The sequence below is a fragment of the Sphingobium sp. genome, from assembly GCF_036170395.1.
In the GTDB taxonomy this organism is placed as follows: domain Bacteria; phylum Pseudomonadota; class Alphaproteobacteria; order Sphingomonadales; family Sphingomonadaceae; genus Sphingobium.
This window is the reverse complement of the sequence record NZ_JAVHPD010000007.1, coordinates 213,232-237,124: the sequence shown is the minus strand read 5'-3', so window position 1 is coordinate 237,124 and position 23,893 is coordinate 213,232. Positions and strand designations below refer to the sequence as shown.

At 64.7% G+C, this 23,893-nt stretch carries 22 protein-coding genes, 1 tRNA gene and 1 pseudogene; 16 read left to right on the top strand and 8 right to left on the bottom strand.

What is annotated here, in order from left to right; all coding sequences use genetic code 11:
* Nucleotides 1–9 precede the first annotated feature (9 nt).
* Together V2B31_RS02785 and V2B31_RS02780 are read right to left on the bottom strand one after the other, a co-directional pair.
* Nucleotides 10–1,335 carry a tyrosine-type recombinase/integrase gene (locus V2B31_RS02785; protein WP_328275087.1) on the bottom strand — a complete coding sequence of 442 codons (1,326 nt, stop codon included), beginning with the start codon at nucleotides 1,333–1,335 and terminating at the stop codon, nucleotides 10–12.
* A gap of 190 nt (nucleotides 1,336–1,525) precedes the next feature.
* A tRNA-Met gene (locus tag V2B31_RS02780) sits at nucleotides 1,526–1,602 on the bottom strand.
* 266 nt (nucleotides 1,603–1,868) lie between these two features.
* On the opposite strand from V2B31_RS02780, the gene V2B31_RS02775 reads away from it, so the two are divergent.
* From V2B31_RS02775 to V2B31_RS02760, 4 genes are all read left to right on the top strand, one after another.
* Entirely contained in the window at nucleotides 1,869–3,278 is a 1,410-nt protein-coding gene (locus V2B31_RS02775; protein ID WP_328275086.1) for a circularly permuted type 2 ATP-grasp protein, read from the top strand.
* A gap of 148 nt (nucleotides 3,279–3,426) precedes the next feature.
* Entirely contained in the window at nucleotides 3,427–4,359 is a 933-nt protein-coding gene (locus V2B31_RS02770) for an alpha-E domain-containing protein (protein WP_328275084.1), read from the top strand.
* A 27-nt stretch (nucleotides 4,360–4,386) separates the two neighbouring features.
* Entirely contained in the window at nucleotides 4,387–5,253 is an 867-nt protein-coding gene (locus tag V2B31_RS02765; protein WP_328275083.1) for a transglutaminase family protein, read from the top strand.
* A gap of 28 nt (nucleotides 5,254–5,281) precedes the next feature.
* Nucleotides 5,282–6,022, top strand: a complete 741-nt coding sequence (locus V2B31_RS02760; protein ID WP_328275082.1) for a peptidase — start codon at nucleotides 5,282–5,284, stop codon at nucleotides 6,020–6,022.
* A 264-nt stretch (nucleotides 6,023–6,286) separates the two neighbouring features.
* Here V2B31_RS02760 and V2B31_RS02755 read toward each other — a convergent pair whose 3' ends face one another.
* Together V2B31_RS02755 and V2B31_RS02750 are read right to left on the bottom strand one after the other, a co-directional pair.
* A complete protein-coding gene (locus V2B31_RS02755; protein WP_328275080.1) occupies nucleotides 6,287–6,679 on the bottom strand; it encodes a type II toxin-antitoxin system VapC family toxin in 393 nt (130 codons plus the stop codon).
* On the bottom strand, nucleotides 6,666–6,938 hold the full coding sequence (locus V2B31_RS02750) for an AbrB/MazE/SpoVT family DNA-binding domain-containing protein (protein ID WP_328275078.1): 273 nt from the start codon (nucleotides 6,936–6,938) through the stop codon (nucleotides 6,666–6,668). Before V2B31_RS02750 ends, V2B31_RS02755 begins: the two co-directional genes overlap by 14 nt.
* A 203-nt stretch (nucleotides 6,939–7,141) precedes the next feature.
* Here V2B31_RS02750 and V2B31_RS02745 point away from each other — a divergent pair.
* From V2B31_RS02745 to V2B31_RS02730, 4 genes and pseudogenes are all read left to right on the top strand, one after another.
* A pseudogene (locus tag V2B31_RS02745) lies at nucleotides 7,142–7,431 on the top strand (GIY-YIG nuclease family protein).
* A gap of 446 nt (nucleotides 7,432–7,877) precedes the next feature.
* Complete coding sequence (gene trxB / locus V2B31_RS02740; RefSeq protein ID WP_328275076.1) at nucleotides 7,878–8,840, top strand: thioredoxin-disulfide reductase; 963 nt, start codon at nucleotides 7,878–7,880, stop codon at nucleotides 8,838–8,840.
* A 49-nt stretch (nucleotides 8,841–8,889) separates the two neighbouring features.
* Nucleotides 8,890–9,486 (top strand): glycine-rich domain-containing protein, encoded by a 597-nt coding sequence (locus V2B31_RS02735; protein WP_328275074.1) that lies wholly within the window; start codon nucleotides 8,890–8,892, stop codon nucleotides 9,484–9,486.
* Complete coding sequence (locus V2B31_RS02730; RefSeq protein WP_328275072.1) at nucleotides 9,467–10,288, top strand: TIGR04222 domain-containing membrane protein; 822 nt, start codon at nucleotides 9,467–9,469, stop codon at nucleotides 10,286–10,288. Before V2B31_RS02735 ends, V2B31_RS02730 begins: the two co-directional genes overlap by 20 nt.
* A 1-nt stretch (nucleotide 10,289) precedes the next feature.
* Here V2B31_RS02730 and chrA read toward each other — a convergent pair whose 3' ends face one another.
* Together chrA and V2B31_RS02720 are read right to left on the bottom strand one after the other, a co-directional pair.
* Nucleotides 10,290–11,678: a chromate efflux transporter gene (gene chrA / locus V2B31_RS02725; protein ID WP_328275070.1), complete on the bottom strand. Its 1,389-nt coding sequence runs from the start codon at nucleotides 11,676–11,678 to the stop codon at nucleotides 10,290–10,292.
* A complete protein-coding gene (locus tag V2B31_RS02720; RefSeq protein WP_328275068.1) occupies nucleotides 11,675–12,628 on the bottom strand; it encodes a chromate resistance protein ChrB domain-containing protein in 954 nt (317 codons plus the stop codon). Before V2B31_RS02720 ends, chrA begins: the two co-directional genes overlap by 4 nt.
* Before the next feature lie 415 nt (nucleotides 12,629–13,043).
* On the opposite strand from V2B31_RS02720, the gene V2B31_RS02715 reads away from it, so the two are divergent.
* From V2B31_RS02715 to V2B31_RS02680, 8 genes are all read left to right on the top strand, one after another.
* The gene (locus V2B31_RS02715) at nucleotides 13,044–14,243 is read left to right on the top strand and encodes a DUF932 domain-containing protein (RefSeq protein ID WP_328275066.1); all 1,200 of its coding nucleotides are present in this window, start codon (nucleotides 13,044–13,046) and stop codon (nucleotides 14,241–14,243) included.
* A 129-nt stretch (nucleotides 14,244–14,372) separates the two neighbouring features.
* Complete coding sequence (locus V2B31_RS02710) at nucleotides 14,373–16,523, top strand: ParB/RepB/Spo0J family partition protein (RefSeq protein WP_328275064.1); 2,151 nt, start codon at nucleotides 14,373–14,375, stop codon at nucleotides 16,521–16,523.
* Nucleotides 16,524–16,603: 80 nt separating this feature from the next.
* On the top strand, nucleotides 16,604–17,635 hold the full coding sequence (locus V2B31_RS02705; protein ID WP_328275062.1) for a DUF7146 domain-containing protein: 1,032 nt from the start codon (nucleotides 16,604–16,606) through the stop codon (nucleotides 17,633–17,635).
* 328 nt (nucleotides 17,636–17,963) lie between these two features.
* A complete protein-coding gene (locus V2B31_RS02700) occupies nucleotides 17,964–18,890 on the top strand; it encodes a DUF2493 domain-containing protein (protein ID WP_328275060.1) in 927 nt (308 codons plus the stop codon).
* A gap of 297 nt (nucleotides 18,891–19,187) precedes the next feature.
* A complete protein-coding gene (locus tag V2B31_RS02695) occupies nucleotides 19,188–19,346 on the top strand; it encodes a hypothetical protein (protein WP_328275058.1) in 159 nt (52 codons plus the stop codon).
* Between the two features lie 240 nt (nucleotides 19,347–19,586).
* A complete protein-coding gene (locus tag V2B31_RS02690; RefSeq protein ID WP_328275057.1) occupies nucleotides 19,587–20,099 on the top strand; it encodes a hypothetical protein in 513 nt (170 codons plus the stop codon).
* Nucleotides 20,096–21,415 carry an APC family permease gene (locus V2B31_RS02685; RefSeq protein WP_328275055.1) on the top strand — a complete coding sequence of 440 codons (1,320 nt, stop codon included), beginning with the start codon at nucleotides 20,096–20,098 and terminating at the stop codon, nucleotides 21,413–21,415. Before V2B31_RS02690 ends, V2B31_RS02685 begins: the two co-directional genes overlap by 4 nt.
* Nucleotides 21,412–21,879, top strand: coding sequence for a DoxX family protein (locus tag V2B31_RS02680; RefSeq protein WP_328275053.1), 468 nt, complete (start codon nucleotides 21,412–21,414; stop codon nucleotides 21,877–21,879). Before V2B31_RS02685 ends, V2B31_RS02680 begins: the two co-directional genes overlap by 4 nt.
* On the opposite strand, the gene V2B31_RS02675 is transcribed toward V2B31_RS02680, so the two are convergent.
* Together V2B31_RS02675 and V2B31_RS02670 are read right to left on the bottom strand one after the other, a co-directional pair.
* Complete coding sequence (locus tag V2B31_RS02675; protein WP_328275052.1) at nucleotides 21,876–22,193, bottom strand: PadR family transcriptional regulator; 318 nt, start codon at nucleotides 22,191–22,193, stop codon at nucleotides 21,876–21,878. The genes V2B31_RS02680 and V2B31_RS02675 overlap by 4 nt on opposite strands.
* A gap of 62 nt (nucleotides 22,194–22,255) precedes the next feature.
* Nucleotides 22,256–23,752, bottom strand: a complete 1,497-nt coding sequence (locus tag V2B31_RS02670; RefSeq protein ID WP_328275051.1) for an alkaline phosphatase — start codon at nucleotides 23,750–23,752, stop codon at nucleotides 22,256–22,258.
* Nucleotides 23,753–23,893: the final 141 nt, after the last annotated feature.

Here is a 23,893-nt window from a genome sequence, read left to right as displayed (position 1 = left end):
TTTTGAGGCTCATCGCGAAGCCGCCCGAAGGGGGCGTTGCCAATACGGCTGTCTCTGGTCGCTTGGTGGCAGGTGCTGGATGGGAGCGGAACAGCGCATGAATTGTGAGAACTCGATAGGATTCTTCTCGACATTCGACACTGCGGTTGCCGCGTCGATCACGTCGGCCCAGTCTTGGAGCATCCGCCTTCGCGGTGTGAGATAGAGCGCACTGTTGTAAGCGCCGCGCACCTCATCCTCGTCCTCGTGAGCGAGCGCCATCTCGATCCAATCCGGCTTGTAGCGTTCGGCTTCGTTCGCCCAGGTCGAGCCGAGCCCCCTAAACCCATGTACCGTCTGCCGATGGAGATACCCCATCCGATAACAGGCATAGATCATGGTGTTCTCGGAAATAGACTTTCCAGGCTTGGCTCCGGGAAAGAGGAACGCATCGTTCGTCGCCTGCAAGCGGCGCTGAACGATCATTGCGGCCTGGCGGGACAGCGGAACAAGATGCTCACGTTCCATCTTCATGCGCTCCGGCGACAGACGCCATAGCGGGTTCGGTCCATAGAGATCCTTGAACTCGTCCCTGGCCGCGAAGCGGGTTTCGCTGGTTCGGACCCATGTGAGCAAGGTGAACAGCAGCGCGTCACGGGTGATCTCGCGGCGGCGCGGCGTGTCCTCGCCGTCATAGGCGAAGATCGCTCGCACCAGCTTCGGAAACTCCGCGAGCGGCACGCGCGCCATGTGCCTGACGGGCGGCTTGGGCTTGAGCGCATCGTTGAGGCCGAGCGTCGGATCGATGGTCGCCCAGCCGCTCGCGATCGCGAAGCGATAGATCTGGCTGACGTTCTGCTTGAGGCGACGGGCGATATCGAGGGCGCCGCGCGCTTCGACCGCGCGGATCATCTCGAGAATCTCGGGCGGGTCGATTTCCGTGATCGGACGCTTCCCGATGACCGGAAAGACGTCGCGCTCCATCCGGTTGATGACGCGCAGGGCATGGGCCGAGTCCAGCCCTTCAATACGATTGGCGTGCCAGGCCCGCGCAATCTCTTCGAACAGCTTGAGCGCGGCCCTCTGCTTCTTCGCCCGCTTCCTGGCCTCGGCGGGGTCCTCACCCTGATCGAGCAGCCGCTTGGCTTCGGTCCGCTTCTCGCGGGCGATCGCCAGCGTGACGGTCGGATATTTGCCGAAGCTCAGCAGTTTTTCCTTGCCGTCGAAGCGGTATTTCAGGCGCCAGAGCTTCGATCCGTTCGGCTGGACGAGCAGGTGCAGGCCTTCTCCATCGGACAGCTTGTAGGGGCGCTGCCGCTTGGTGGCGTATTTGACCTCAAGTTCTTTCAAAGCCATCTGGGGGTATCGCCTGTTTTGGGGACAGCCGAAAAATACCCCCAAAATACCCCCAATCCAAATCGCCGTGGGTGGCCGCAGCCGGTCGCACCGGGACGCCGGCGTACGCAACGGGACGCGAAAAATATTTGATTTTCCTCGAAAAATGTCTGCCAGTGGCCTCAGTGGGTCACTGGTGGACAATCCGGGTTGGTAGCGGAGGAGGGACTCGAACCCCCGACACGCGGATTATGATTCCGCTGCTCTAACCGGCTGAGCTACTCCGCCCCATGGGCATCGTCAGGGGCGTTCCCTGCGGTGAGCGCGCGCTATACGCAGGCGGGGCGGGCGGGTCAACGGGGCGCGCGCGCCGACCGCCCAAAATTTTCAACCGCCCCGCACCATCCGCCACAACCGCCTGTTTTTCCTTCCCCGCGCAACCGCTTGCGGAACGCAGCGCCCCGCCTGCGATATTTGGCTTGCAATCGCCAATCCGCAGCGCATGAATATTGCAACGCACAACCGGCCGTCCTGGCCGAGGGAGGATCGTCCACTTGCCCTTCCATGAGATGTTTGAGCCTGACGGATCGATACGCCCCTGTTATGACGAAGTGCAGAAATGGGTGGAGCGGACGGGCATCGCCGGGCTCAATCGCCGCATGGACGAGGCCGAGGCGATTTTCCGCCGCATCGGCATCACCTTCGCCGTCTATGGCGAAGGCGGCGATCCCGAACGGCTGATCCCCTTCGACCTGTTGCCCCGCATCTTCACCGCGAACGAATGGCGCGTTCTCGACCGGGGCATCCGCCAGCGCGCCCGCGCCTTGAACGCCTTCCTCCACGACGTCTATCATCGCGGCGAGATCGTGAAGGCCGGCATCATGCCCGCCGACATCATCTACCGCAACAGCGCCTATCTGGCCGAAATGGCGGACTTCACCCCGCCCGGCAAAGTGTACAGCCATATCGTCGGCATCGACATCGTCCGCACTGGCCCCGGCAGTTTCGAGGTGCTGGAGGATAATTGCCGCACCCCGTCGGGCGTCTCCTACATGCTCGAAAATCGCGAGATCATGACGCGCATGTTCCCCGAGCTGTTCGCCGCCGGGGTGGTCGCGCCGGTGGACGATTATCCCGCCGAGCTGCTCAAGTCCCTTAAGGAAGTCGCCCCCCCCGCGTGCAAGGGCGATCCCGTCGTCGTCGTCCTCACCCCCGGCTCGCTCAACAGCGCTTATTATGAACACAGCTTCCTCGCCGACCTGATGGGCGTGGAACTGGTCGAGCCTGCCGACCTCTTCGTCGACAATGACCGGGTCTGGATGAAGACGACTCTAGGGCCGAAGGCGGTGGACGTCATATATCGCCGGATCGACGACGAATATATCGACCCGCTCGTCTTCCGCCCCGACAGCCTCTTGGGCGTCCCCGGCATCTTCAACGTCTATCGCAACGGCGGCGTCACCCTGGCGTCGGCCCCCGGCTCGGGCATCGCCGACGACAAGGCGGTCTATATCTATGTGCCGGAAATGATCCGCTTCTACCTCGGCGAAAAGCCGATCCTCGACAATATCCAGACCTGGCAATGCGGCAAGCCCGAGGAACTCGCCTATGTGCTGGAAAATCTGCACGAACTGGTCGCCAAGGAAGTCCATGGGTCGGGCGGCTACGGCATGTTGATCGGCCCCAAATCCACGAAGGACGAAGTCGCCGCCTATGCCGAACGCATCAAGGCGAACCCCCACGAATTCATCGCCCAGCCCACGCTCGACCTGTCGACCGTGCCGACGCTCGGCCCGGCGGCGGTGGTCGGCCGCCATGCCGATTTCCGCCCCTATTGCCTCGTCGGCAAGCAGCTCCGCCTCGTCCCCGGCGGCCTCACCCGCGTCGCGCTGACCGAAGGGTCGCTGGTGGTCAACTCCAGCCAGGGCGGCGGGGTCAAGGACACCTGGGTGTTGCAGGATTGATGGCGATGGACTGTAAGATCAAATATCCGTTCGCCCTGAGCCTGTCGAAGGGCTGCGCCGACCGGAGGGAGGTGTCTTCGCCTCCGCTCAGACCAGGGCTTCGACTTCGCTCAGCCCGAACGGTACGTATGTGTGGGGAACCCCTCCCATGCTAAGCCGCACCGCCGAAAATCTCTTCTGGATGGCGCGCTATATGGAGCGCGCCGAATCCACCGCGCGCCTGCTCACCATGGGGCAGCGGATGGCGATCCTGCCGGGCGCGCATCATCGCGATGAATGGCGCTCGGTCGCGCGCGCCACCGGCGCGGACCATCGCTTCCCCGAAGGCAAGACCGTCACCGAAAGCGACGTCGTCTCCTGGCTGATGCTCGATCTCGACAATCCCAGCTCGATCCGCTCCTGCCTCCTCAAAGCCCGCGCCAACGCCAAGTCCGCCCGCACCATGCTGACCCAGGATATGTGGGAGGCGCTGAACGAGGGCTGGCGCAAGCTCGACAGCTATGATCTCGCCGAAGCGCGGCAACAGCTCCCCGCGCTGATCGACTGGGTCAAGACCCGCGTGATGACCTTTCGCGGCGCGGCGGATTCGGGCCAGCTCCGTAACGAAGGCCATGATTTCCTCCGCACCGGCGCGGCGCTTGAACGCGCGCAGATGACGCTGCGCCTGCTCGACGTCAAATATTATGTCCTGCTGCCCGAAACCGAAGTGGTCGGCGGCAATCGCGACCATTATCAATGGACCTCGGTTCTCTACGCGCTGTCGGGCGCGCGCGCTTACCATCATGTCTATGGCGGCACCTACACGCCCTGGCAGATCACCGATTTCCTGATGCTCAACACGCTCTTCCCGCGCAGCGTCGCCTTCTGCTACGGCCAGCTGTCCTACCGCCTCGGCCGCCTTGCCGGCTGGCACGACGCGCGCGGCGCCTGCCACGACACGATCGAGCAGATGGTGACCGAGCAGGAGAGCCTCGACAGCGGCGAAATCTTCCGCCGCGGTCTCCATGAAACCGTGCAGCACGGCCTCAAGATGACCAACCAGCTGGGCTTCGAGATCGCCCAGACCTATCATTTCGGCTGAGCGCGGGGCGGGGGAGGGGACCAGCTGATGAAACTGCTCGTCCGCCACCAGACGATCTACCGCTACGCCGCCACCGCCGGCCGCGTCGCGATGCGCCTGAAACTCATGCCGGTCGATACTCCCGCCCAGACCGTCCACGACTGGCGCGTCAGCATCAATGACGATCCGCTCCCCGGCTTTTACCCCAACAGCTATGGCGAGCGCGAGGCGATCTGGGTCCGGCACGACCGGCTCGACCATGCGGTGATCGTGGCCGAAGGGCTGGTCGAAACCCGCGAGACCCACGGGGTCGTCGGTCATATCCGCTCCGCCGTCCCGCCCGCTTACTTTCTGCGCGACACCAAACTCACCCGCGCCTCGCCGGAGATCGTAGCGATGGCCAGCGCCCAGCCCGACAGCGGCGGCCCGCTCGCCCGCCTCCACGCCCTTTCCGCCGCCGTCATAGACGCCGTGACCTACCGCGCCGGCGTCACCCATGCCGACACCAGCGCCGCGCAGGCCTTCGCCCTGGGCGCTGGCGTCTGCCAGGATCATGCCCAGATCTTCATCGCCGCCGCCCGGAGCCTGGGCATCCCCGCCCGTTACGTCTCGGGCTATCTGCTCGCGGCCGGGGACGATGTGCTGCACGAAACCCATGGCTGGGCCGAAGCCTATCTGCCCGATCTCGGCTGGATCGGCTTCGATCCGTCCAACCGCGTCTGCGTGACCGAACGCTATCTCCGCGTCGCGAGCGGCCTTGATGCGGACGAGGCCGCGCCGATCCGGGGATCGGTGACGGTCGCGGGCGACATCAGCATCGACGCCGACGTGCGCATCGCGGAGGCGCAGGACGGCGTCGAGGAACGGCAGTTGCAGCGCCAGCAGCAACAGACTACCCCGCTGATCGACAAGTGATTCTATATTGCGGGAGGGCCGGGGGGCCATGACCTATTGTGTGGCGGTGCGCGTGGACCAGGGGCTGGTCATGCTGTCCGACACCCGCACCAATGCGGGCATGGACAATATCGCCCGGTTCCGGAAGAGCTTCACCTATCATGTCCCCGGCGACCGGGCGATCACCATGCTCTGCTCGGGCAACCTCTCCATCACCCAGGGGGTGAAGGCGACGCTCAGCAAGGCGATCAAGGAGTCGGCGCTTGACCCCGGCATCGAAACCATCCTCAACTGCGACACGATGCACCGCGTTGCGCAGATCGTGGGCACGGCGATGCAGGCGATGCAGCAGCGCTATCGCGAGAATATCGAGATGGGCGGCTCCGCCTCCTCCGGCGCGTCGATCATGATCGCGGGCCAGCGCAAGGGCGGCAAGCCGCGCCTCTACCTCATCTACTCCGCCGGCAATTTCATCGAGGCGACCGAGGACACACCCTTCTTCCAGATCGGCGAGCACAAGTACGGCAAGCCCATCCTCGACCGCATCATCAAGCGCGAAACCAGCCTGGAGGACGCGACCAAGGCGGTACTGGTCTCGATGGACTCGACCCTGCGCTCGAACCTGTCCGTGGGGATGCCGCTGGACCTGACCGTCATCCAACGCGACATCTTCGACTTCCGCGTCCGCACCCGCATAGAAGCCGACAACGAAGAATTCGCCCGCATTTCCCAAAGCTGGGGCGCAGCGCTGCGCAAAGGCTTCGAGGATCTGCCCAACGTGCTGGATTGAAAGGAGCGACACAGCACCCCTTGTTCCCCGGCGAAAGCCGGGGCCCAGTCCCGCCCTCTCGACTGGACCCCCGGCCTTCGCCAGGTAACCCGACAGAACGGACCTAGATCATCGCGCCCCAATAGAGCCGTTCGCCCTGAGCCTGTCGAAGGGCTCTTCCTTCTTTGAAGAACATGCTTCGCCGAGTTTGTGGAAGGGTCGAACGGAACTGGGTGTGATTGACCTAAAACCAGTCGCGCAAAGTCTAACCGATCAAACCGTCCCTCAACCCGGCACCTCCACCGGAACCGCCTCCATCCCCGCCGCCCGCTTCTTGAACCTCCGGTCGAACGTCAAAAAGGCGCTGCAATGCGCCGACCGCGCCAGATGCAGCGCATCGGCGAAGTCCATCCCGCCCTCCATCCAGTCCAGCGCCTGAGCCAGAACGGCGGGCTCCTCGACCCGGACCTGCCGCAACCCCGCCAGCCCACGCAGCGCGTCCGCGATCCGCTCCGGCGCAAAGCCATATCCCGCGCGCAACACCCATTCCGCCTCCAGCACGACGGTAAGCCCCAGAAAAATCTCGCCCTCCTCGATCGCGCGGCGAGCAGCTTCGGCCTGCGCCGCGTCATCGGCGGTCAGCAGTCTGATGACGATATTGGTGTCAATCCCCCGCACGCCGCGCCGCCTCCCGCGCGATCACGGCGTCCATCTCCTCGACCGACAAGGCCGCCCGGTCCGACCGCAGCGAGCCAAACACGGCATCCATCTCGGTCACGGAGAATAGCGGCGCGGCTTTGAGCAAAACGCCCTCCGCCGTCTCTTCAACTAACAGTTTTGTCCCGGCGGCCCAATTCTTCCCGTCCCGGATCGCCTTGGGCAGGATGACCTGCCCCTTGGTCGATACGGTGGTGGTGATGCGGTCATGGACGCCCATGCTATGCTCCAATGGTAAGGCGGAGGTAAGATAGCATTGTGACCGGGAGATACAAGAGAAAGAGACCGCCTTAGCAGAGCGCCAGCCAGTTGGCCGTATCGCAAACCACAAGCCGACCTATCGCTCTTCATGGGCGTTGCCCAAATTTGCTCGTCATGCCAGCGGAGGCTGGCATCTCAGGCGGCGGCGCGCCACGGTGGGGCATGGCGCGAGGCGGCTACACCTACTTCCTGGCCAACAAGCCAAGAGGCGTCCTTTATATCGGCGTTACCGCCGATGTCGCCGCGCGCGTCGCGCAGCACCGCAGCGGCACAGGATCGGCCTTCTGCAAGCGGTATAATCTGACCCGCCTGGTTCTGGTCGAACAGCATGACGACATCGGCTCTGCCATCGCGCGGGAAAGGGCGCTGAAGGCATGGAAGCGGGGCTGGAAATTCGGCTGATCGAGGAAGGCAATCCCGAATGGCGCGATCTCTCCGACCTTGTGCCCTGACGCCTGAGACCCCAGCCTTCGCTGGGGTGACGAGATGGGGCGCCCATCGGGTATCTTAAAATCAGCCTTCGGGCGAACCGCTCTTCCCTAATAGGACTTCCGATGCTCTATCCTCCCCGATGAAGACCCGCCCATACCCCTCCACGCGCGCCAACCCGCACCCCCGCCGCCGCACCCCCGCGACTTACCCGCCACGCCATTGTGACCCACCAATGACCCACCCGTGACCCAGAAGGCGCGTCGCGAGCGCGTCGCGAGCGCCTCGCAGCCGCTTCGCCTCAAAAACCCCCACGACACTGTATACTTCGTAGGAAACCCGCACCCACACCCCGGACCCCAACCAAACCCCATCTTCCCCGTCCCCATGCAAATCCATCGCTTGGCACCCTAACCCCCGGTCCCTATCTCTCATCCCCAACCCGAATCGCACGAACCGAAAGCCCGAGATGAGCGCCACCCATTCCACCCGCATGTTGATCCTGGGCTCCGGCCCCGCTGGCCTGTCCGCCGCCATCTATGGCGCGCGCGCGGGCCTCGCGCCGATCGTGGTGCAGGGGATGCAGCCGGGCGGGCAGCTTACCATCACCACCGATGTCGAAAATTATCCCGGTTTCCGCGATGTCATCCAGGGGCCGTGGCTGATGGAGCAGATGCAGGCGCAGGCCGAGCATGTCGGCGCGCAGATGATGTATGACCAGATCGTCGACGTGGACCTCTCCGAGCGGCCCTTCCGCCTGCGCGGCGACAGCGGCACGCTCTATGTCGCCGACACTCTGGTCATCTGCACCGGCGCGCAGGCGAAATGGCTGGGCGTGGAGGGCGAGGAGCATCTCCAGGGCAAGGGCGTGTCCGCCTGCGCCACCTGCGACGGCTTCTTCTATCGCGGCAAGAAGGTGGTGGTGATCGGTGGCGGCAACACCGCGGTGGAGGAAGCCCTCTACCTCACCAACCACAGCCATGACGTGACCCTGATCCACCGCCGTGACAGCCTGCGCGCCGAAAAGATCCTGCAAAAGCGTCTCTTCGCCCACCCCAATATCAAGGTGGTGTGGAACAAGGCGGTCGAGCGCTTCGTCGGCGGCGGCACGCCCGATGGGCTGGTAGGCGTCGACCTCATCGATACGGTGACGGGCGAAAAGAGCCATATCCCGACCGACGGCGGCTTCGTCGCTATCGGCCATCACCCCGCGACCGAACTCTTCGCCGGCAAGCTCCCCACCGACGAAGGCTATCTGCTGGTGGAAAAGGGCACGACCCGCACGTCCATCCCCGGCGTATTCGCGGCGGGCGATGTCACCGACAAAATCTACCGTCAGGCAGTGACGGCGGCGGGCATGGGCTGCATGGCCGCGCTCGACGTCGAAAAATTCCTCCAGGACCAGGATTTCGAGGAACTGGAGGACGCCTGACCAGACGCTGCTTGCATAAACTACTCTACCATGCTAGTAGAGATAGCAGATGCAAGCCGCATCCCGTCCTTCCGGTCCGCCGCAGGACCACCCGATCTGGGCCAGGATCGCAGATTATGAGATCGGCCCGGCGGACGCATCCCTGTCCTTCGCCGCCCGGCTCGCCCGCGAAAATGGCTGGACCGCCGCCTTCGCCGACCGGGTGCTGGAGGAATATCGCCGCTTCTGCTTCCTCGCCGCGACCGGCGCGGAGCCCGTCACCCCTTCCGACGCGGTGGATCAGGCCTGGCACCTCCACCTGACCTACAGCCGCGATTATTGGGACCGCTTCTGCCCGCAAGTCCTGGGCCGTCCCCTCCACCATGATCCCACCGCCGGCGGCCCGGTAGAGCGCGGCCGCTTCTTCGCCCAATATGCGCGCACGCTGCACCGCTACGAAGCCATGTTCGGCCATCCGCCCCCCGCCGACATCTGGCCCTCCGCCGCCCGCCGCCTGCTCCACGACCCCAAGGCCCGCCGGGTCCACCCCGCCGACGCCTTCATCCTCCCCCGGCGTCGGACTGTCCTCGTCGCCGCCCTGCTGCTTCTGCTGTTGCTCATTCCTCTCATCGGAAAGGCTGCATCTTATGCCCCTTGGTCCCTTTGACCTTAGCGGCGGACCGTTTCTCATCCTCTATTCCGGCCTGCTGCTGCTGGCGCTGACCGCCGCCATCGGCCTGCCTTTCTGGCTGCGGCCCGAAGGGCGCGAACGCCGCGTCACCGATCCCGACCAGCTCGCCTACCTCGCCGGCGGGCGCACGCGCTTCCTGGACGCCCTTGTCACCCGCCTGCTCACCGCCGGGCGCCTTGCCGTTTCCCCGAGCCGCAAGCTGTCGGCGCAAGGGCAGGGCGGCGGCCACAGCCCGGCGGAGACCGCCATATTGCGGCTGCCCGGCGAGTTCGGCTGGGCGGAAATCGAGCGCACCGCCAGCGACTATGCCGATCCGGTCGAGCGCGCGCTGGCGCGCGACGGGCTGCTGATGGACGCCGGCGAGGCGCTGCGCCTGCGCTTCTGGCAGACCTTGCCCCTGCTTGCCGCGCTGCTCTTCGGCGCGATCAAATGGGACATCGGCACGATGCGCGACAAGCCGGTGGGCATTCTCACTTTCCTGTTGCTGCTGACGTTGGTGGCGGCGGTGATCCGCTTCTTCGCGCTCGACCGCCGGACCCAGGCCGGCATCAAGGCGCTCGACCGCGCGCAGGCGGACAGCGGCCGCCTGCGCCGCGCGCCCTTGACGGAGGAAATGGGGCTGGCCGTCGCCCTCTACGGCACCGCCGTCCTCGCCGGCTCCACCTGGTCGGACTATCACGCCTTGCGCCGCGCGAGCGGGTCGGACGGCGGCGGCAGCAGCGACTCCGGCTCAGGCGATGGCGGTGGAGGATGCGGCGGATGCGGCGGCGGCGATTAGGTCAAACCGCCAGCACATAGACCGCGCCGATCGCGGCGCAGGCCGCCAGCACCGGCAGCACCCCTACCTTGAAGCGGAACACCGCGACCAGCGCGCCGACCGAGAGCAAGGCTGCCGGCCAGTCGATCGAGGCAAGCACAGGCAGGTCGATCGCCCCGGTCGGCGTCGGCGCCGCCACCACCCGGCGGAACAAAGTATGGATCGCGAACCACAGCGCCAGGTTCAGGATCACCCCCACTACCGCCGCCGTGATCGCGGTCAGCGCCGCCGACAGCGCCTGATTGCCGCGCAGCCGCTCGATGAAGGGCGCACCCGCGAAAATCCACAGGAAACAAGGCACGAATGTCACCCAGGTCGTCAGCACCGCCCCCAATGTCGCGGCCACCAGCGGCGGCAGCGTCCCGGCGTCGCGGAACGCGGCGAGGAAACCCACAAACTGCGTCACCATGATGAGCGGCCCCGGCGTCGTCTCCGCCATACCGAGGCCATCGAGCATCTCGCCCGGCCGCAGCCAGCCGAACGTGTCCACCGCCGCCTGCGCGACATAGGCGAGCACCGCGTAAGCGCCGCCGAAGGTCACCACCGCCATCTGGCTGAAGAAGCCGGCGATGCGGGAAAACACATCGTCCGGCCCCAGGATCAGGAACAGCGCCAGCACCGGCCCCAGCCAGAGCAGCAGCAGCACCGAACAGATCCGCAGCGACCAGCCATAATCGGGCCGGGCATGGTCGGGCAGCGCTTCGCCGAGCGCGGTGTCGCGATCCTGCACCACCGCGCCGCCCGACGCGCCATGCCCGCCGCCGCCCTTGAACTGGGGCAGGCCGCTGCGCCCGCCGATATAACCGATCAGCCCGGCGGCGATGACGATCAGCGGGAAGGGCGCGTCGAGGAAGAAGATGGCGACGAACGCCGCCGCCGCGATGCCGCGCATGGCATTGTTCTTGAGCGCGCGCCCGCCGACACGAGCGACCGCCTGCACCACGACGGCCAGCACCGCCGCCTTCAGCCCGAAGAACAGCCCTTCGATCAGCGGCACATGGCCCAGCAGCACATAGACATAGCTCAGCGCCAATATCGCGAGGAAGCCGGGCAGCACGAACAGCCCGCCGGCGATCAGCCCGCCCTTGGTGCGATGAAGCAGCCAGCCGATATAGACGGCGAGCTGCTGCGCCTCCGGCCCCGGCAGCAACATGCAGTAATTGAGCGCATGGAGAAAGCGCGACTCCCCGATCCACTTCTTCTCCTCGACGAGGATGCGGTGCATCACCGCGATCTGCCCCGCCGGCCCGCCGAAGCTGAGCGCAGCGATCCGCGCCCAGACGCGCGTCGCTTCGGCGAGCGATATGCCATGGTCGCGGGGTGCTGCGGGCGCGGCGGCAAGCTCGGTCATCTGTCCCTCTTCTTCTGGCTGAAATGGGCATGGAACTGGTCGAGCGCCGCGCCGGCGCGGGCGATGCGCTCCAGATCGTCTTCGGTCGCGGCGCACACGCCGGACAGCATCGCGCCGACCCCCGCCGTCTCGGGGCGGCCGAAACAGTCGTCGCCGATGTCGAGATCATGGATGATCTCCCCGATCGCGACCAGAGCGGCGTCGTCGGTCAGGCCAGCGCGCAGCAGCAGCGTCTCGAAGCTGCACCGATCCTCCTCATGGGTGAACTCCGCGTCGGCCATGTCGAAGCGCAGCTCGCCCGGCGCGGGATCATGGCTGCGCCTGTCGACGAAGCGGAAACGCGCGTCGCCGTCGATGAAGCGGCGGATCAGCCAGGCGCAGGCGATGCGGTCGACATGCACGCCGCTGCGCGTCACCCAGGTGCGGCCCTTGAGGTCGGCGGGGGCAGGGGCGGGGGCCGGCGTATCGCGGCGGACATCGGGGTGGCTGTAGCGCTGCCGGTCGAGATCGCTGAGCGCGGCCTCCGCCTGCTGCCGGCCGTGCGCGCCGAAAAAGTCGATCCGCCCGACTTCGTCCAATCGCTTGCGCAGCCGCGCAATCTCCACGCCGCTGGCCGGACCGGTATCGATCAGCCGGCGGGCGTTCTGCGCTATTTCGGCATAATCGGCGTCGCGCGCGGCATCGAACAGCCGGCGCATATCCTGGTCGCTCTGCCCGGCGATCAGCCGCGCCGCGATCAGCGTCGCCTCGCCGCCGCTCTCCTCAATCTCCCGCAACAGCGCACGCAGCGCTTCCTCGGCCTCCGGCGAGGGCGGCAGGACATGCACAGCGTTCTTGAGCGGCACCGCGCCGATCGCCTGCAACCGCCGCCATATCCGCACCCGCAGATAGGGCGGCTTCGCCGGCAGTTGATGAAGCAGCGCCAGCCAGGGCGGGTCGGATGATTCCATGATATAGATGTATCATAGGATCATGTCCTATCAAGCAGCTATATCATCAAAGCCATGCAAAAAGGCCAAACAGCTGTCCCACTCGCTGTTCGCTTCAGGCCCGCGCTGTCAGTGGCGGCGGTATCGGAAGTACCACACCTTAATGGCTAATTCCGCATAAGATATTGATATATCAGTACAAATCTTCTGGTTTGTCGTAGCAGCCTTCGCGAGAGTAATCACCGGGTAATCACCGTTTCCCGTACGAGTGGCGGCATTTGGCGTGCCCGAGAGCATAGGAGAGCGCACGACGTGTGTCACACCGTGGCGCAGGATGCGCTGAATTCCTTTTGAGAGGAAGAGGTCGGCGGCTGTCGCCGTGACGGTTCGAGTGTCGGGAGAGAGGCTCCCGGCCGGGCCGTCGCGGAGACCTGTCATGACACAAGTTCAAGTTCTCGACGCGAGCCCCGATCGGAGCGGTGGCTACAAGGTGGATGTCGGTCGTGGCCAGCGGGTCGGGCGGGTATCATCGGAATGGTTCAGCCGGCCTGCCGATGAGCGCTATATGTCGCTCGATGCGCTGATGGCATCGGTGAAAGGCCGCGCCGAACGCAGCCGAACGCGGACGGTAGAGAGCGCCGCCGTCCGGGTCGAAGCCAGCCGCGACAATGCCGAACGGCTCGACCTGATCCTGCCGGGTGCGGAACAGCCAATTGCACCGACGCATTGGAGCTTCGGCCAGCTGGCAGCTTTGGTCGGCGCGCCAGCGGCATATCTGCGCCAGTTGCCTGCGCCGCTCGCCGGCATCAACCTGCAATATGGCCTGACCAACCACCGCGCTGAACAAATCAAGACGCTGGAAACCGACGATGGCCGCATGGAACTGCGCGCCGTCACCGGTCCAGATTATGGCCGCATCTACGACCATGAACTGGTTGCCGCCGTGCAGCGTATCGCTGGCAACGGCACCGGCGATACGCGCTGGAAAGTGCCTGGCGTGCTCGATTGGTCGACGGGCATCTATAACCCCATGGTCGATATCAGCGACGATACGACCACGCTTTATGCCAGCGACCGCGACGTGTTCCTTTTCCTGGTCGACGACCTCAACCCGATCGAAGCGGGCAAGCTGCCCGATGGATCGCCCGACCTCTACTTCCGCGGCTTCTATTGCTGGAACAGCGAGGTGGGAGCCAAGACACTCGGCATCGCCAGCTTCTACCTTCGCGCCGTCTGCCAGAACCGCAACCTTTGGGGCGTCGAAGACTTCGAGGAGATCAGCATCCGGCATAGCAAATACGCCGCCAACCGCTTTGCGCATGAGGCGGCACCAGCGCTAACCCGGTTCGCCGATTCCTCGCCGCTACCGTTCGTCAACGGCATCCGGCAGGCGCGCGAGCGCATCGTCGCGCGCTCTGACGAAGATCGCACCGACTTCCTGCGCAACCGCGGGTTCGGGAAGGCCGAGACTGCGAAGATCATCGACACGGTACTCGCCGAAGAAGGCCGCCCGCCCGAGTCCGTGTTCGACTTCGTTCAGGGCATCACCGCCTTCGCGCGCGGCAAGGCGCAGCAGGACGCGCGCCTCGATCTGGAGGGTCGCGCGAAGAAGCTGTTCGACCGGGTCACGGCGTAAGTCTTCGTCTCCACGGTCGTTCCGATACGCGGCGTCGCTCTCTTCGAAAGGAAGAGGGCGGCGCTTCGCTTCGTGACGGTTCGAGGTGTCGGGAGAGTGGCTCCCGGCCGAGCTGTCCGGAGAAGTATCATGCCCAAGTCCAATCCCAAGCTCGCGCTCAGCGTTTCGCGCGACATCCCGTTTGACAAGCTGGTGCTGTCGCAGGCCAACGTCCGCCGGATCAAGGCGGGCGTCGGCATAGAAGACCTCGCTGATGATATAGCTCGGCGCACGCTGTTGCAGTCGCTCACCGTGCGAGTCGTCGTCGATGCCGATGGCAACGAGACCGGCATGTTCGAAGTGCCGTCGGGCGGTCGCCGCTACCGGGCGCTCGAATTGCTGGTGAAGCGCAAGCAGCTGCCGCGCAACGCGCCGGTGCCGTGCATCATCCGCACCGAAGGCGATGCCGAGGAAGACAGCCTGGCCGAGAACATCCAGCGCGCTCCGCTACATCCGCTCGACCAGTTCCGTGCATTTCTGGCGCTCCGCGAGAAGGGCCAGTCCGAGGAGGAGATCGCCGCCCACCAGTTTGTATCGGTCGCGGTGGTCAAGCAACGCCTGAAGCTCGCCAGCGTGTCGCCGAAGATCCTCGACGCCTATGCCGAGGATGAGATCACGCTCGACCAGCTGATGGCGTTCACCGTCAATGGCGATCATGAGCGGCAGGAGCAGGTCTATGAGCGGCTCGCCGGCTCCTACGACCGCCAGCCATACGCCATCCGGCGCATGCTGACCGAAGGCGCGGTACGTGCCTGCGACAAGCGCGCCCGGTTCATCGACGTCGATGCCTATATCGAGGCGGGCGGCGGCGTCATGCGTGACCTGTTCCAGGGCGATGATGGCGGCTGGCTGCAGGATGTCGGCCTCGTTGACCTGATGGTCTCCGAGCGCCTGCGCGAGGAGGCGATCAAGGCGCAGGCCGAAGGCTGGCACTGGATCGATGCTGCGCCCGACTTCCCGTACGGGCACACCTATGGGCTTCGCCAGCTGCGCGGTACGCCCGTGGAGATCACTGCCGAAGAGCAAGCCACACGCGACGCGCTCCAGGCCGAATATGACGCACTGGCCGCCGAGTACGAGGACTTGCCCGAGCTGCCCGACGAGGTCGACGAACGGCTCGGCGAACTGGAGACTGCGATCGAGGCGCTCGACCAGCGACCGCTCACCTATGACGCCGACGAGGTTGCGCGGGCCGGTGCGTTCGTCAGCATTGCGCCGGATGGCAGCTTGCGGATCGAACGCGGGTTCGTTCGGCCCGAGGACGAACTGCCCATAGAGCCCGAGCAGGGCGCCGTTAGCGGGGACGATAACAGCCACGCCGACAATGGCACCAGCCACGAAGGCGCTCAGGTCGATATCGAAAGCGACAATGTCGAGGTGGCAGCTGAGCCGGAAGAGGATGAAGGCCTGCGCCCGATTCCTGACCGGCTGATGTCCGAACTGACTGCGCACCGCACGCTGGCGCTGCGCGATGCCGTGGCCCGGTCGCCCGAGGTCGCATTCCACGCCTGCCTCCATGCGCTCGTCTTGCGGCTGTTCTACCGCTACGCGCTCGACAGCTGCCTCGAACTCGACGCCAAGCATGTCGGGTTCGGCCAGCAAGCGCCCGGCCTTGGCGATACGGCGTCGGCACAGGCAATCGATGCGCGGCACCAAGCGCTTGCCGATCTGCTGCCCTCTGAGCCCGAGGCACTGTGGGATGCGCTTGGCGACATGGACGGCGAGCAGCAGAAGGCGCTGTTCGCCCACTGCATCGCCTGCACGGTCAACGCCACGTTCGAGGCTTACAACCGCAGGCCGCGTGCGCTCGTCCATGCCGATATGCTCGCCAAGGCGGTCGATCTCGACATGGCGGCGGCGGGCTGGACGCCGACAGCCGACACGTTCCTCGGCCGAGTGACCAAGGCGCGGATCGTTCAGGCAGTGGCCGAAGCAAAGGGCGAACGGGCGGCCGAGAGCATCGCCCACCTCAAGAAGCCCGACATGGCGGCACGCGCGGCTGTGCTGCTCGAAGGCAGCGGCTGGTTGCCCGAACCGCTCCGCACGCCGGGTCGCGCCATACCAACACCCACCGAAAGCGCGTTCGAGTCGCCCATCGATGAGGCCATTGTCGATGCCGATGGCCTTGGCGAAGCGCAGTCGGCGGGAGACGACGGCGCACGGTCCGTGGCGGACGAAGCGCCGATCGACGACAATGCCGGGGCCGAGGGCGACACCCCCTTCGCCGTCGCCGCCGAGTAGGTCGCGCTCCCCAGACCCGCTCGCAACTGAGGGTCCGTCGTTTCCCCCGGCGGACCCTCTTCTTGTCTCAGGAGGATCAGATGCCCGATGCATCCGACCTTGCACGGCAGCTTGCTCGCAATGCCGAGAGCGTCTGCCGCCACTACCTTCCCCAAGGCCGCCGACAGGGCCGCTACTGGCTCATTGGCGATATCGAAGGCACGCCGGGGCGCAGCCTGTTCGTTCGACTGACCGGACCCGACGGCGGCAAGGGCGCTGCGGGCAAATGGACCGATGCGGCCACCGGCGAGCATGGAGACCTGCTCGATCTCATTGCTGCCAACCAGCGATTGGCCTCGCTCGCCGACACGCTCGATGAAGCGCGGCGCTTTCTCGCTCTGCCGCCACCCGAGCCAGAGGCATTTGAACCGCTGCCGCCCGTACCGACCGGATCGCCGGAAGCTGCGCGACGGCTGTGGGCGATATCGCAGCCGATCCATGGCACGCTTGCCGAGACCTATCTGCGCCAGCGAGGCATCATCGACCTGCGCGCGTGCGGCTCGCTGCGGTTCCACCCCCGCTGCTGGTATCGCGCCGACGAAGACGATCCACCCGGCACGCCGAGCGCGTTCCCAGCATTGATTGCAGCAGTCCGCAGTGATGACGGATCTTTGACCGGTATCCACCGCACCTGGCTCGATCCGAACGGCAGCGGAAAGGCGCCCGTCGCCACTCCGCGTCGCTCCATGGGTCATCTCCTCGGCAACGGCTTGCGGTTCGGTCAGGCCGGATCAGTCTTGGTCGCCGGAGAGGGCATCGAAACGATATTGTCGCTCCGTCAGATAATGCCGACCATGCCCATGATCGCCAGTCTCTCAGCGGGTCACCTGTCCGCGCTGCAAATCACACCATCGCTGCGCCGCCTCTACATCGCGCGCGATAACGACCCCGCTGGACAACATGCGGCTGACACGTTGGCCGAGCGTGCGATCGGGGCTGGTATCGAGCCATTGATGCTGACTGCCAGCCTGGGTGACTTCAACGACGATTTGCAGCGCCTTGGCCGGGACGAGATGCGGGCAGCGGTGCGAGTACAGCTTGCCCCGGAGGATGCCGAACAGTTCATCGGCTGAGCATAGGCGTTGACGTCTCTGCGTCCGAGCTACGTTTGCCATGACCCGTCACTCCCCTGACAGAGCCGCGCCTCGGCCTTCGAGAGGGGCGAGAGAAGCGGAAGCCGACCGGGCCGGCAACGGCTGCGCGCGACTTTCTTCCCCGCCGCGACCACCCCACGCGTCAAGCCGCGCGGGGACCCCGGATGCGCGGCTCCTCGCGCGCCAAGAAAGTCGTGCTCGCCATCCTCCGCTGCGCTTCGGCCGGAGGTGCCAGCCCGATCCGCCCCCGCTCTTTGCTCGCCCATGAAGGCCGCGAGAGGCGCGGTCCAACAACGGAGCGACTGTCATGACCGAGCACGAAGAGCCCCAGGAGCAATCCGCCACAGCGCATATTCTCGATGAACTGCAACTCTATGGCTTCCGGCCATTCCATGACGAACCCGACCCGCGACCACTGCCCGAAGGCGACCGGGTCGCCGGGGCCGTCGCCGATATTTTCGACGCCCTGATCGGTACGCTTGCCGACACGCGGCTCGAACCCGATCTCGATGACCTGCTATGGTCGACGGTCAACCTGTTCCACCGTGCCGCCGAGCGCGTCGAACGCGAGCTCGACGACAATGAGCAGGCGCAACGACGATCGCAGCGCGAACAGGACGGCTCCGAGGTCGCTTCGCTCGAATTGGAACGATTGTTGGCCCAGGGCCTGACATTGATCGAGCGGCGCAATGCCCATGAACTGATGCGTGATGCTGCCTGCGATCTCTATCGCACCCATACCGGCTCGGCTTGGCACCCCCGCCACGGCAGCCTCGTCAATCGCCTCGCGCTGACTGCAGCCATGGTCGACAGCCGCGACTTCATCGCCGCCCGCCGCCGTGCCGAAACCGAGGTCATGCTGCCAACTGGCACCAAGGTCGCCTTCACCGGCGGCAAGGACTGCAACGATACGGACGCCATCTGGACAGCACTCGATCGCGTGCGAGCCAAACATCCGAATATGGTTCTGCTCCATGGCGGTGCGCCATCAGGTGCTGAGCGCATTGCTGCCTGTTGGGCCGACAATCGCAAGGTCACGCAGGTCGCATTCAAGCCCGATTGGACCAAGCACGCGAAGGCTGCGCCGTTCAAGCGCAACGATGCGATGCTCGATGTGCTGCCGATCGGGGTCGTGGTGTTCCCCGGCACCGGCATTCAGGACAACCTTGCCGACAAGGCCCGCAAACTCGGCATCCCAGTATTCGATTTCCGCAAGAGTCAGCCGCCGACCTGAGCGTGGCATGCGTGACCAATGGCTGGAGCACTGCCCCATCAGTCATCAGCGTTAGCGGTACGCCAGCGACCTTCCCGGCGGTGAAACGACACTGCACCGCGTTTCGAAGCGGGCACGCCCCGCTCTCTCTGGCTACCTCTGACCTATGCGCTGCCTTGTGACGATCAACCCGCAAGGGGTCCGCTAAGCACAGCTTGCGGCCTTCAGCTCCGCTTTCGGTGATCGCGGCCGCGCGTCGGTCGCCTGTGCGCCTGTCGAGCGGGGGCGGTCCCCGCTCCTGAAACAGGAGCAAAGATCATGTCGCTTCCCACCGCCCAGAAGTTCGCCTGGAGCCTCGCCAAGACCCTGATGACCTGCGTGGTGCTCATCCAGACCAGCGATGGCTACGCGGTGATGACCGATGCCGATTACGATGGCGACCCGATGCTGATTATGCGTGTTTACGATCCGTACTGAAGAACGGTGTGTGGTGTGTTGCTTCAGACGACCTGCCGCCCAGCAAAAAGTTGGTTCGGTTTCGAATTATCCGCTTAACCCGCAGCCCGTCCGCAGCGTGATCGCGTGACATCCGATCCGGCGGCTGACTTGCGCGAGTATATGCTAATCGATAACGATATTCGATATCGAATTTCGGCTGAGTGCGTTTATAGCATGGGGCTGGCAAGGAATCGCTTTGTCCGATCGAGGGAGCAGACCGTGCGATACAGCTTGAATATCCGCATCTTTCTCATCGCCGCTTTGGCTTGTCTGGGAGCATGCAATCAGCAAAGCAAGTCGGATGGCCTTAAACCAAACGACTGGCTCCTCAAGGCGAACAGCGACGATGAACGCTTCCGTCAGATCCAGCGCCAGATGCGCGGCTTCGATCAACCGATGTGGGAAGTCGGAGAACGCTATGCCCGGATGCATGAAGCGCTAAGCCGCGGCAATACCGAGCTCGCCCTGTATCACTGGGAAAAGATCAAGACGACGATTGAGAATGGCGTTGCCAAGCGCCCCGCGCGTCAAGCGAATGCGGAGGCTCTGTTCCTGACCCCGGTTTGGGCGGACGTGGAAGGCGATCTCAAGTCCGGAGATCCCGCGCGCGCATGGCGGGGTTTTGCGCGCGCAAAGACCGCCTGCCAAGCGTGCCACACGGCCGAAAAAGTGGAGTATATGAATAATCAGGAGGTGTTCGACCTTGTCCCCCCTGCGCGGGTTGCTGAATGAGCGAATCCCTAGAGGCCGGGCGCCTTCGCCGCGAACTTGGCATCTTTGGCGCCACGATGCTCGGGCTCGGTTCGATGATCGGGACGGGAGTGTTCGTCAGCATTGGGATCGCCGCAAGCGTCACCGGTGCATCAGTCATCCTGGCAATCGGGCTCGCGGCACTGGTGGCTGCCTGCAATGCCCTTTCCAGCGCGCAACTTGCGGCCAGCCATGCGGTCGCCGGTGGCACCTATGAATATGGCTATCGCTATCTGAACCCGACCTTGGGTTTCTCAGCCGGTTGGCTGTTTCTGATTGCCAAGTCTGCCTCCGCTGCGACAGCCGCGCTCGGCTTTGCAGGGTATGCGCTTCGTCTGGCCGGCGTCGATCTGGTTTGGATGCCGGTTTTGGCAGTCGCCACCGTTGTTGTCTTCGTGGTGCTCGTGCTGACCGGCATCAAACGCTCCAGCCACGCCAATACGATCATCGTCGCGGTCACGCTCCTTGCACTTGGCGCCCTTGTCGCATTGGGTCTGCCGCAAGTGCTGGGCGAACGATCGGCTAATCTTTTGCCCATCGCGCCAGCGTCAGGCGCAGGAGGCGCGCAGGCCTTCCTTTATGCAACTGCGCTCATGTTCGTGGCCTATACTGGCTATGGCCGGGTCGCCACACTTGGCGAAGAAGTGATCGAGCCGCGCAGGACCATCCCGCGCGCCATCATCCTGACCATGGCCATCACGGCAATCGTCTATGTGCTGGTGGCACTGGTGGCCGTGGGAGCGGGCGGCGCGAGGGCTTTCGCTGGCAGCAGTGAGGCCATGGCGACTCCGCTCGAGCTTGCCGCGCGCTCGCTCTCCGGTGCGCCCTTGGCTGCAATCGTGGCGATCGGTGCGACGACCGCGATGCTCGGTGTTCTGCTCAATCTCTTGCTCGGGCTGTCTAGGGTCGTCCTTGCGATGGGGCGGCAGGGCGACCTGCCCCCCGTTTTTGGAAAGGTCAGCGGCGATGGCCGCGCGCCAACGGCGGCTGTCGTGCTGGTCGGCGGCGGCACCGCGATCCTCGCGGCCGTCGGCAGCGTGGAAACCGCCTGGGCCTTCAGCGCTTTCACCGTCCTGCTCTATTATGCGATCACCAATCTTGCAGCTTTGAAAATGCCCAAAGAGGCGAGGCTGTATCCGCGATGGATCGCAGTCGCCGGCCTGATTGCCTGCCTGTTCCTCGCCTTCTGGGTGCCGGTCGGCATCTGGGCTGCAGGGCTTGGGCTGATCGGTGTAGGCCTTGTCTGGCGCCGTCTGACGCGTCGCCTCTGGATCAACACAAAGGGAGTGAACCCATGAACAAGTCCTGGTGGATGTCGCCTGGCCAGGCGACCTGGTCGATCCTCATACGCCTGTCACTCGCGGGTGTGTTCATCCCGGAAGGTCTGCAGAAGCTCACGCACCCCGACATTCTGGGAGCCGGACGGTTCGCCAAGATCGGCATACCCTACCCGGAATTCTTCGGTCCCTTCGTCGGCTGGGTGGAGCTGCTCGCCGGGATCCTGTTCCTTGTCGGCTTTGCTACCCGCGCCGCTGCGGTGCCGATCATCATCACGATGATCGTTGCAATCATCTCGACCAAGATCCCGATCCTGCTTGGTCGAGAATGGGGCGGGTTCAGCCTGCGCGAGCTCGACCGCTACGGTTTTCTGAGCTTCACCCACGAGACGCGCACGGATTGGGCGATGCTGTGCGGTGCCATCTATCTACTGCTGGCTGGTGCCGGACGTTGGTCGCTCGATTTCCGGAACTCGAAGAGTTAGCTGCCCTGTGAAGGCCGATCACCGACTTCTCTGAACAGCTCGCGCAGTTTCTCGCGTCCGATGCGCAGGGCGTCCCTGCCCATGTCTGTCGCGCGGTACAGTTTGCGGAATGTTCGTCCGTGCTGCTCTTCCCGGGATGTGAGATAGCCCTTTTTCTCCAGGGCGTGGAGCATGGGATAGAGCGTGCCCGGGCTCATCCGGTAGCCGTGATGGGCGAGTTCCTCCATCATCCACTGCCCGTAGATTTCTTCCTCCGCCGCGTGATGGAGGATGTGCAGACGGATGAACCCGGACAATATCTCGTGATGTTCCATGGACAGAACATCATAGTCGGCAATGCGCAATCCGCCAATCGCCGCGGTGACCCGCGTGAGAGCTATTGGGCCGCGAGGGCTTTCTCGATCAGGTAGAAGATGCTGTGTTGCTCGATCGTGCCCTTGAACAGGTGCGCCATCGGCCCGGAGGCAAAGGCGAGAACATCTTCACCGGCGTGGGTTTCAGAGCCCAGCGGGACAAGTGCCTGCTGGCGATACTCCAGGCTGGTCGTATCTGTGCCAAGCGGGTCCTCTCGCGGGCCGTCGATGACCGCACCCGGCCCATTTGCATAGGCGAGCGTGGTATAACCCTTGCCGTCCTTGGCCTTGAGCGGTTGGCCACCGACAGCCGCTGCACCCAGGATGGGATTGCCGCGACCGGGGTATCCGCTGATCGAGAACGTATGGCTGTGGTCGGCCGTGACGATGACCAGTGTGTCAGCGGAATTGGTCATCTCGAGCGCAGCGGCAACCGCCTTGTCGAGTGCGATTGTATCTTCGAGCGCCCGCCGCGCGTTGCCCGCATGATGGGCATGATCGATCCGGCCGGCCTCGATCAGCAGGACGAAGCCCTTTTCCTTCGAGCCAAGCATCGTGATCGCAGCACGTGTCATTTGCTCGAGCGATGGCTCTCCCGCATCGCTGGTATCCCGATCGGCTTCATACTGCATATGGTCGGGCTCGAAGAGGCCCAGCAGCCGCGGCGTGCGGGCCAGATCGACCTTCGCCAACTGGCCGGTCGTCCGGACCCAGGCTCCCCGGGGATTACGCTTGCGCCATTCAGCGACAAGGTCGCGACCGTCGGTCCGCTTGCCGCGCTGCTTCGGATGCTCGGGATCGGCCGCCGAGCTGGGCAAGAAATTTGCACGCCCGCCCCCCAGAACGAGGTCGAGGCGCGAACCGATTCCGCCTTCGATTAACTGCCTCGCGATGTCAGTGCATCCTTGCTTCGTCGCAGCCTCCGGAAGATCGCCGTTGGCTTCCCAGTCGCGCTGCGGCGTGTGGGCATAGGCGGCGGCAGGCGTCGCATGTGTAATGCGTGCAGTCGAGACGACCCCGGTGGCCCTTCCCTGCGCTTGAGCGATACCGAAGAGCGACGGTAGCTCGTGTCTTCTGCTGGCACCGCAATCATTCTCGGCCGCCTCGGGACCGACGCCGATCACGCCGTTTCTGGTTTTGACCCCAGCGAGGATTGCAGTGGCCGTGGGAGCGGAATCGGACACCTGTCCGTCGTGCGAGTAGGTCCTGACAAGAGCGGTGTAAGGCAGCCTGTCGATCGCGGTCGCATAGGATTCCCCGTCAACATCGGCCTGCTGGCCCCCATGAATGCGGGCCGCGGTCAAGGTGCTCACGCCCATCCCGTCCCCGATGAAGATGATCACGTTGCGCGCGGGCCCTTCGACCGGTCTGCTCTGTTCAAGCCGCGCCAACTCGGCCCGCGCCTGGGCGCGATAGGCCTCGGTCGTGCTGGGGTGGGATGCTGTTTCCTGCGCCGTGGCCACCGAGGCCATCAGGGAGGACAGGGCCATCACGGCGACGAGCATATGTTTGGCGATCAACGTGATTGCTCCTTCGAGGCATCTTGCCGTCGCATCGCGCTATGACAGCCATGTGACCCTCACGCATCATATTTCGATCATGTTAGAACATTCGATGGACAAACCGTACGATAGCGCTATTCGATGATTCTCGAAGGGTAG

Bases quoted from the DNA above. Each gene is read 5' to 3' on its own strand.
- V2B31_RS02675 (WP_328275052.1), bottom strand. From the start codon at position 22,193: ATGGAACATCACGAGATATTGTCCGGGTTCATCCGTCTGCACATCCTC.
- trxB (WP_328275076.1), top strand. From the start codon at position 7,878: ATGAGCGCCACCCATTCCACCCGCATGTTGATCCTGGGCTCCGGCCCC.
- V2B31_RS02680 (WP_328275053.1), top strand. From the start codon at position 21,412: ATGAACAAGTCCTGGTGGATGTCGCCTGGCCAGGCGACCTGGTCGATC.
- V2B31_RS02695 (WP_328275058.1), top strand. From the start codon at position 19,188: ATGTCGCTTCCCACCGCCCAGAAGTTCGCCTGGAGCCTCGCCAAGACC.
- chrA (WP_328275070.1), bottom strand. From the start codon at position 11,678: ATGACCGAGCTTGCCGCCGCGCCCGCAGCACCCCGCGACCATGGCATA.
- V2B31_RS02715 (WP_328275066.1), top strand. From the start codon at position 13,044: ATGACACAAGTTCAAGTTCTCGACGCGAGCCCCGATCGGAGCGGTGGC.
- V2B31_RS02685 (WP_328275055.1), top strand. From the start codon at position 20,096: ATGAGCGAATCCCTAGAGGCCGGGCGCCTTCGCCGCGAACTTGGCATC.
- V2B31_RS02700 (WP_328275060.1), top strand. From the start codon at position 17,964: ATGACCGAGCACGAAGAGCCCCAGGAGCAATCCGCCACAGCGCATATT.
- V2B31_RS02705 (WP_328275062.1), top strand. From the start codon at position 16,604: ATGCCCGATGCATCCGACCTTGCACGGCAGCTTGCTCGCAATGCCGAG.
- V2B31_RS02735 (WP_328275074.1), top strand. From the start codon at position 8,890: ATGCAAGCCGCATCCCGTCCTTCCGGTCCGCCGCAGGACCACCCGATC.
- V2B31_RS02720 (WP_328275068.1), bottom strand. From the start codon at position 12,628: ATGGAATCATCCGACCCGCCCTGGCTGGCGCTGCTTCATCAACTGCCG.
- V2B31_RS02785 (WP_328275087.1), bottom strand. From the start codon at position 1,335: ATGGCTTTGAAAGAACTTGAGGTCAAATACGCCACCAAGCGGCAGCGC.
- V2B31_RS02760 (WP_328275082.1), top strand. From the start codon at position 5,282: ATGACCTATTGTGTGGCGGTGCGCGTGGACCAGGGGCTGGTCATGCTG.
- V2B31_RS02730 (WP_328275072.1), top strand. From the start codon at position 9,467: ATGCCCCTTGGTCCCTTTGACCTTAGCGGCGGACCGTTTCTCATCCTC.
- V2B31_RS02750 (WP_328275078.1), bottom strand. From the start codon at position 6,938: ATGGGCGTCCATGACCGCATCACCACCACCGTATCGACCAAGGGGCAG.
- V2B31_RS02710 (WP_328275064.1), top strand. From the start codon at position 14,373: ATGCCCAAGTCCAATCCCAAGCTCGCGCTCAGCGTTTCGCGCGACATC.
- V2B31_RS02765 (WP_328275083.1), top strand. From the start codon at position 4,387: ATGAAACTGCTCGTCCGCCACCAGACGATCTACCGCTACGCCGCCACC.
- V2B31_RS02770 (WP_328275084.1), top strand. From the start codon at position 3,427: ATGCTAAGCCGCACCGCCGAAAATCTCTTCTGGATGGCGCGCTATATG.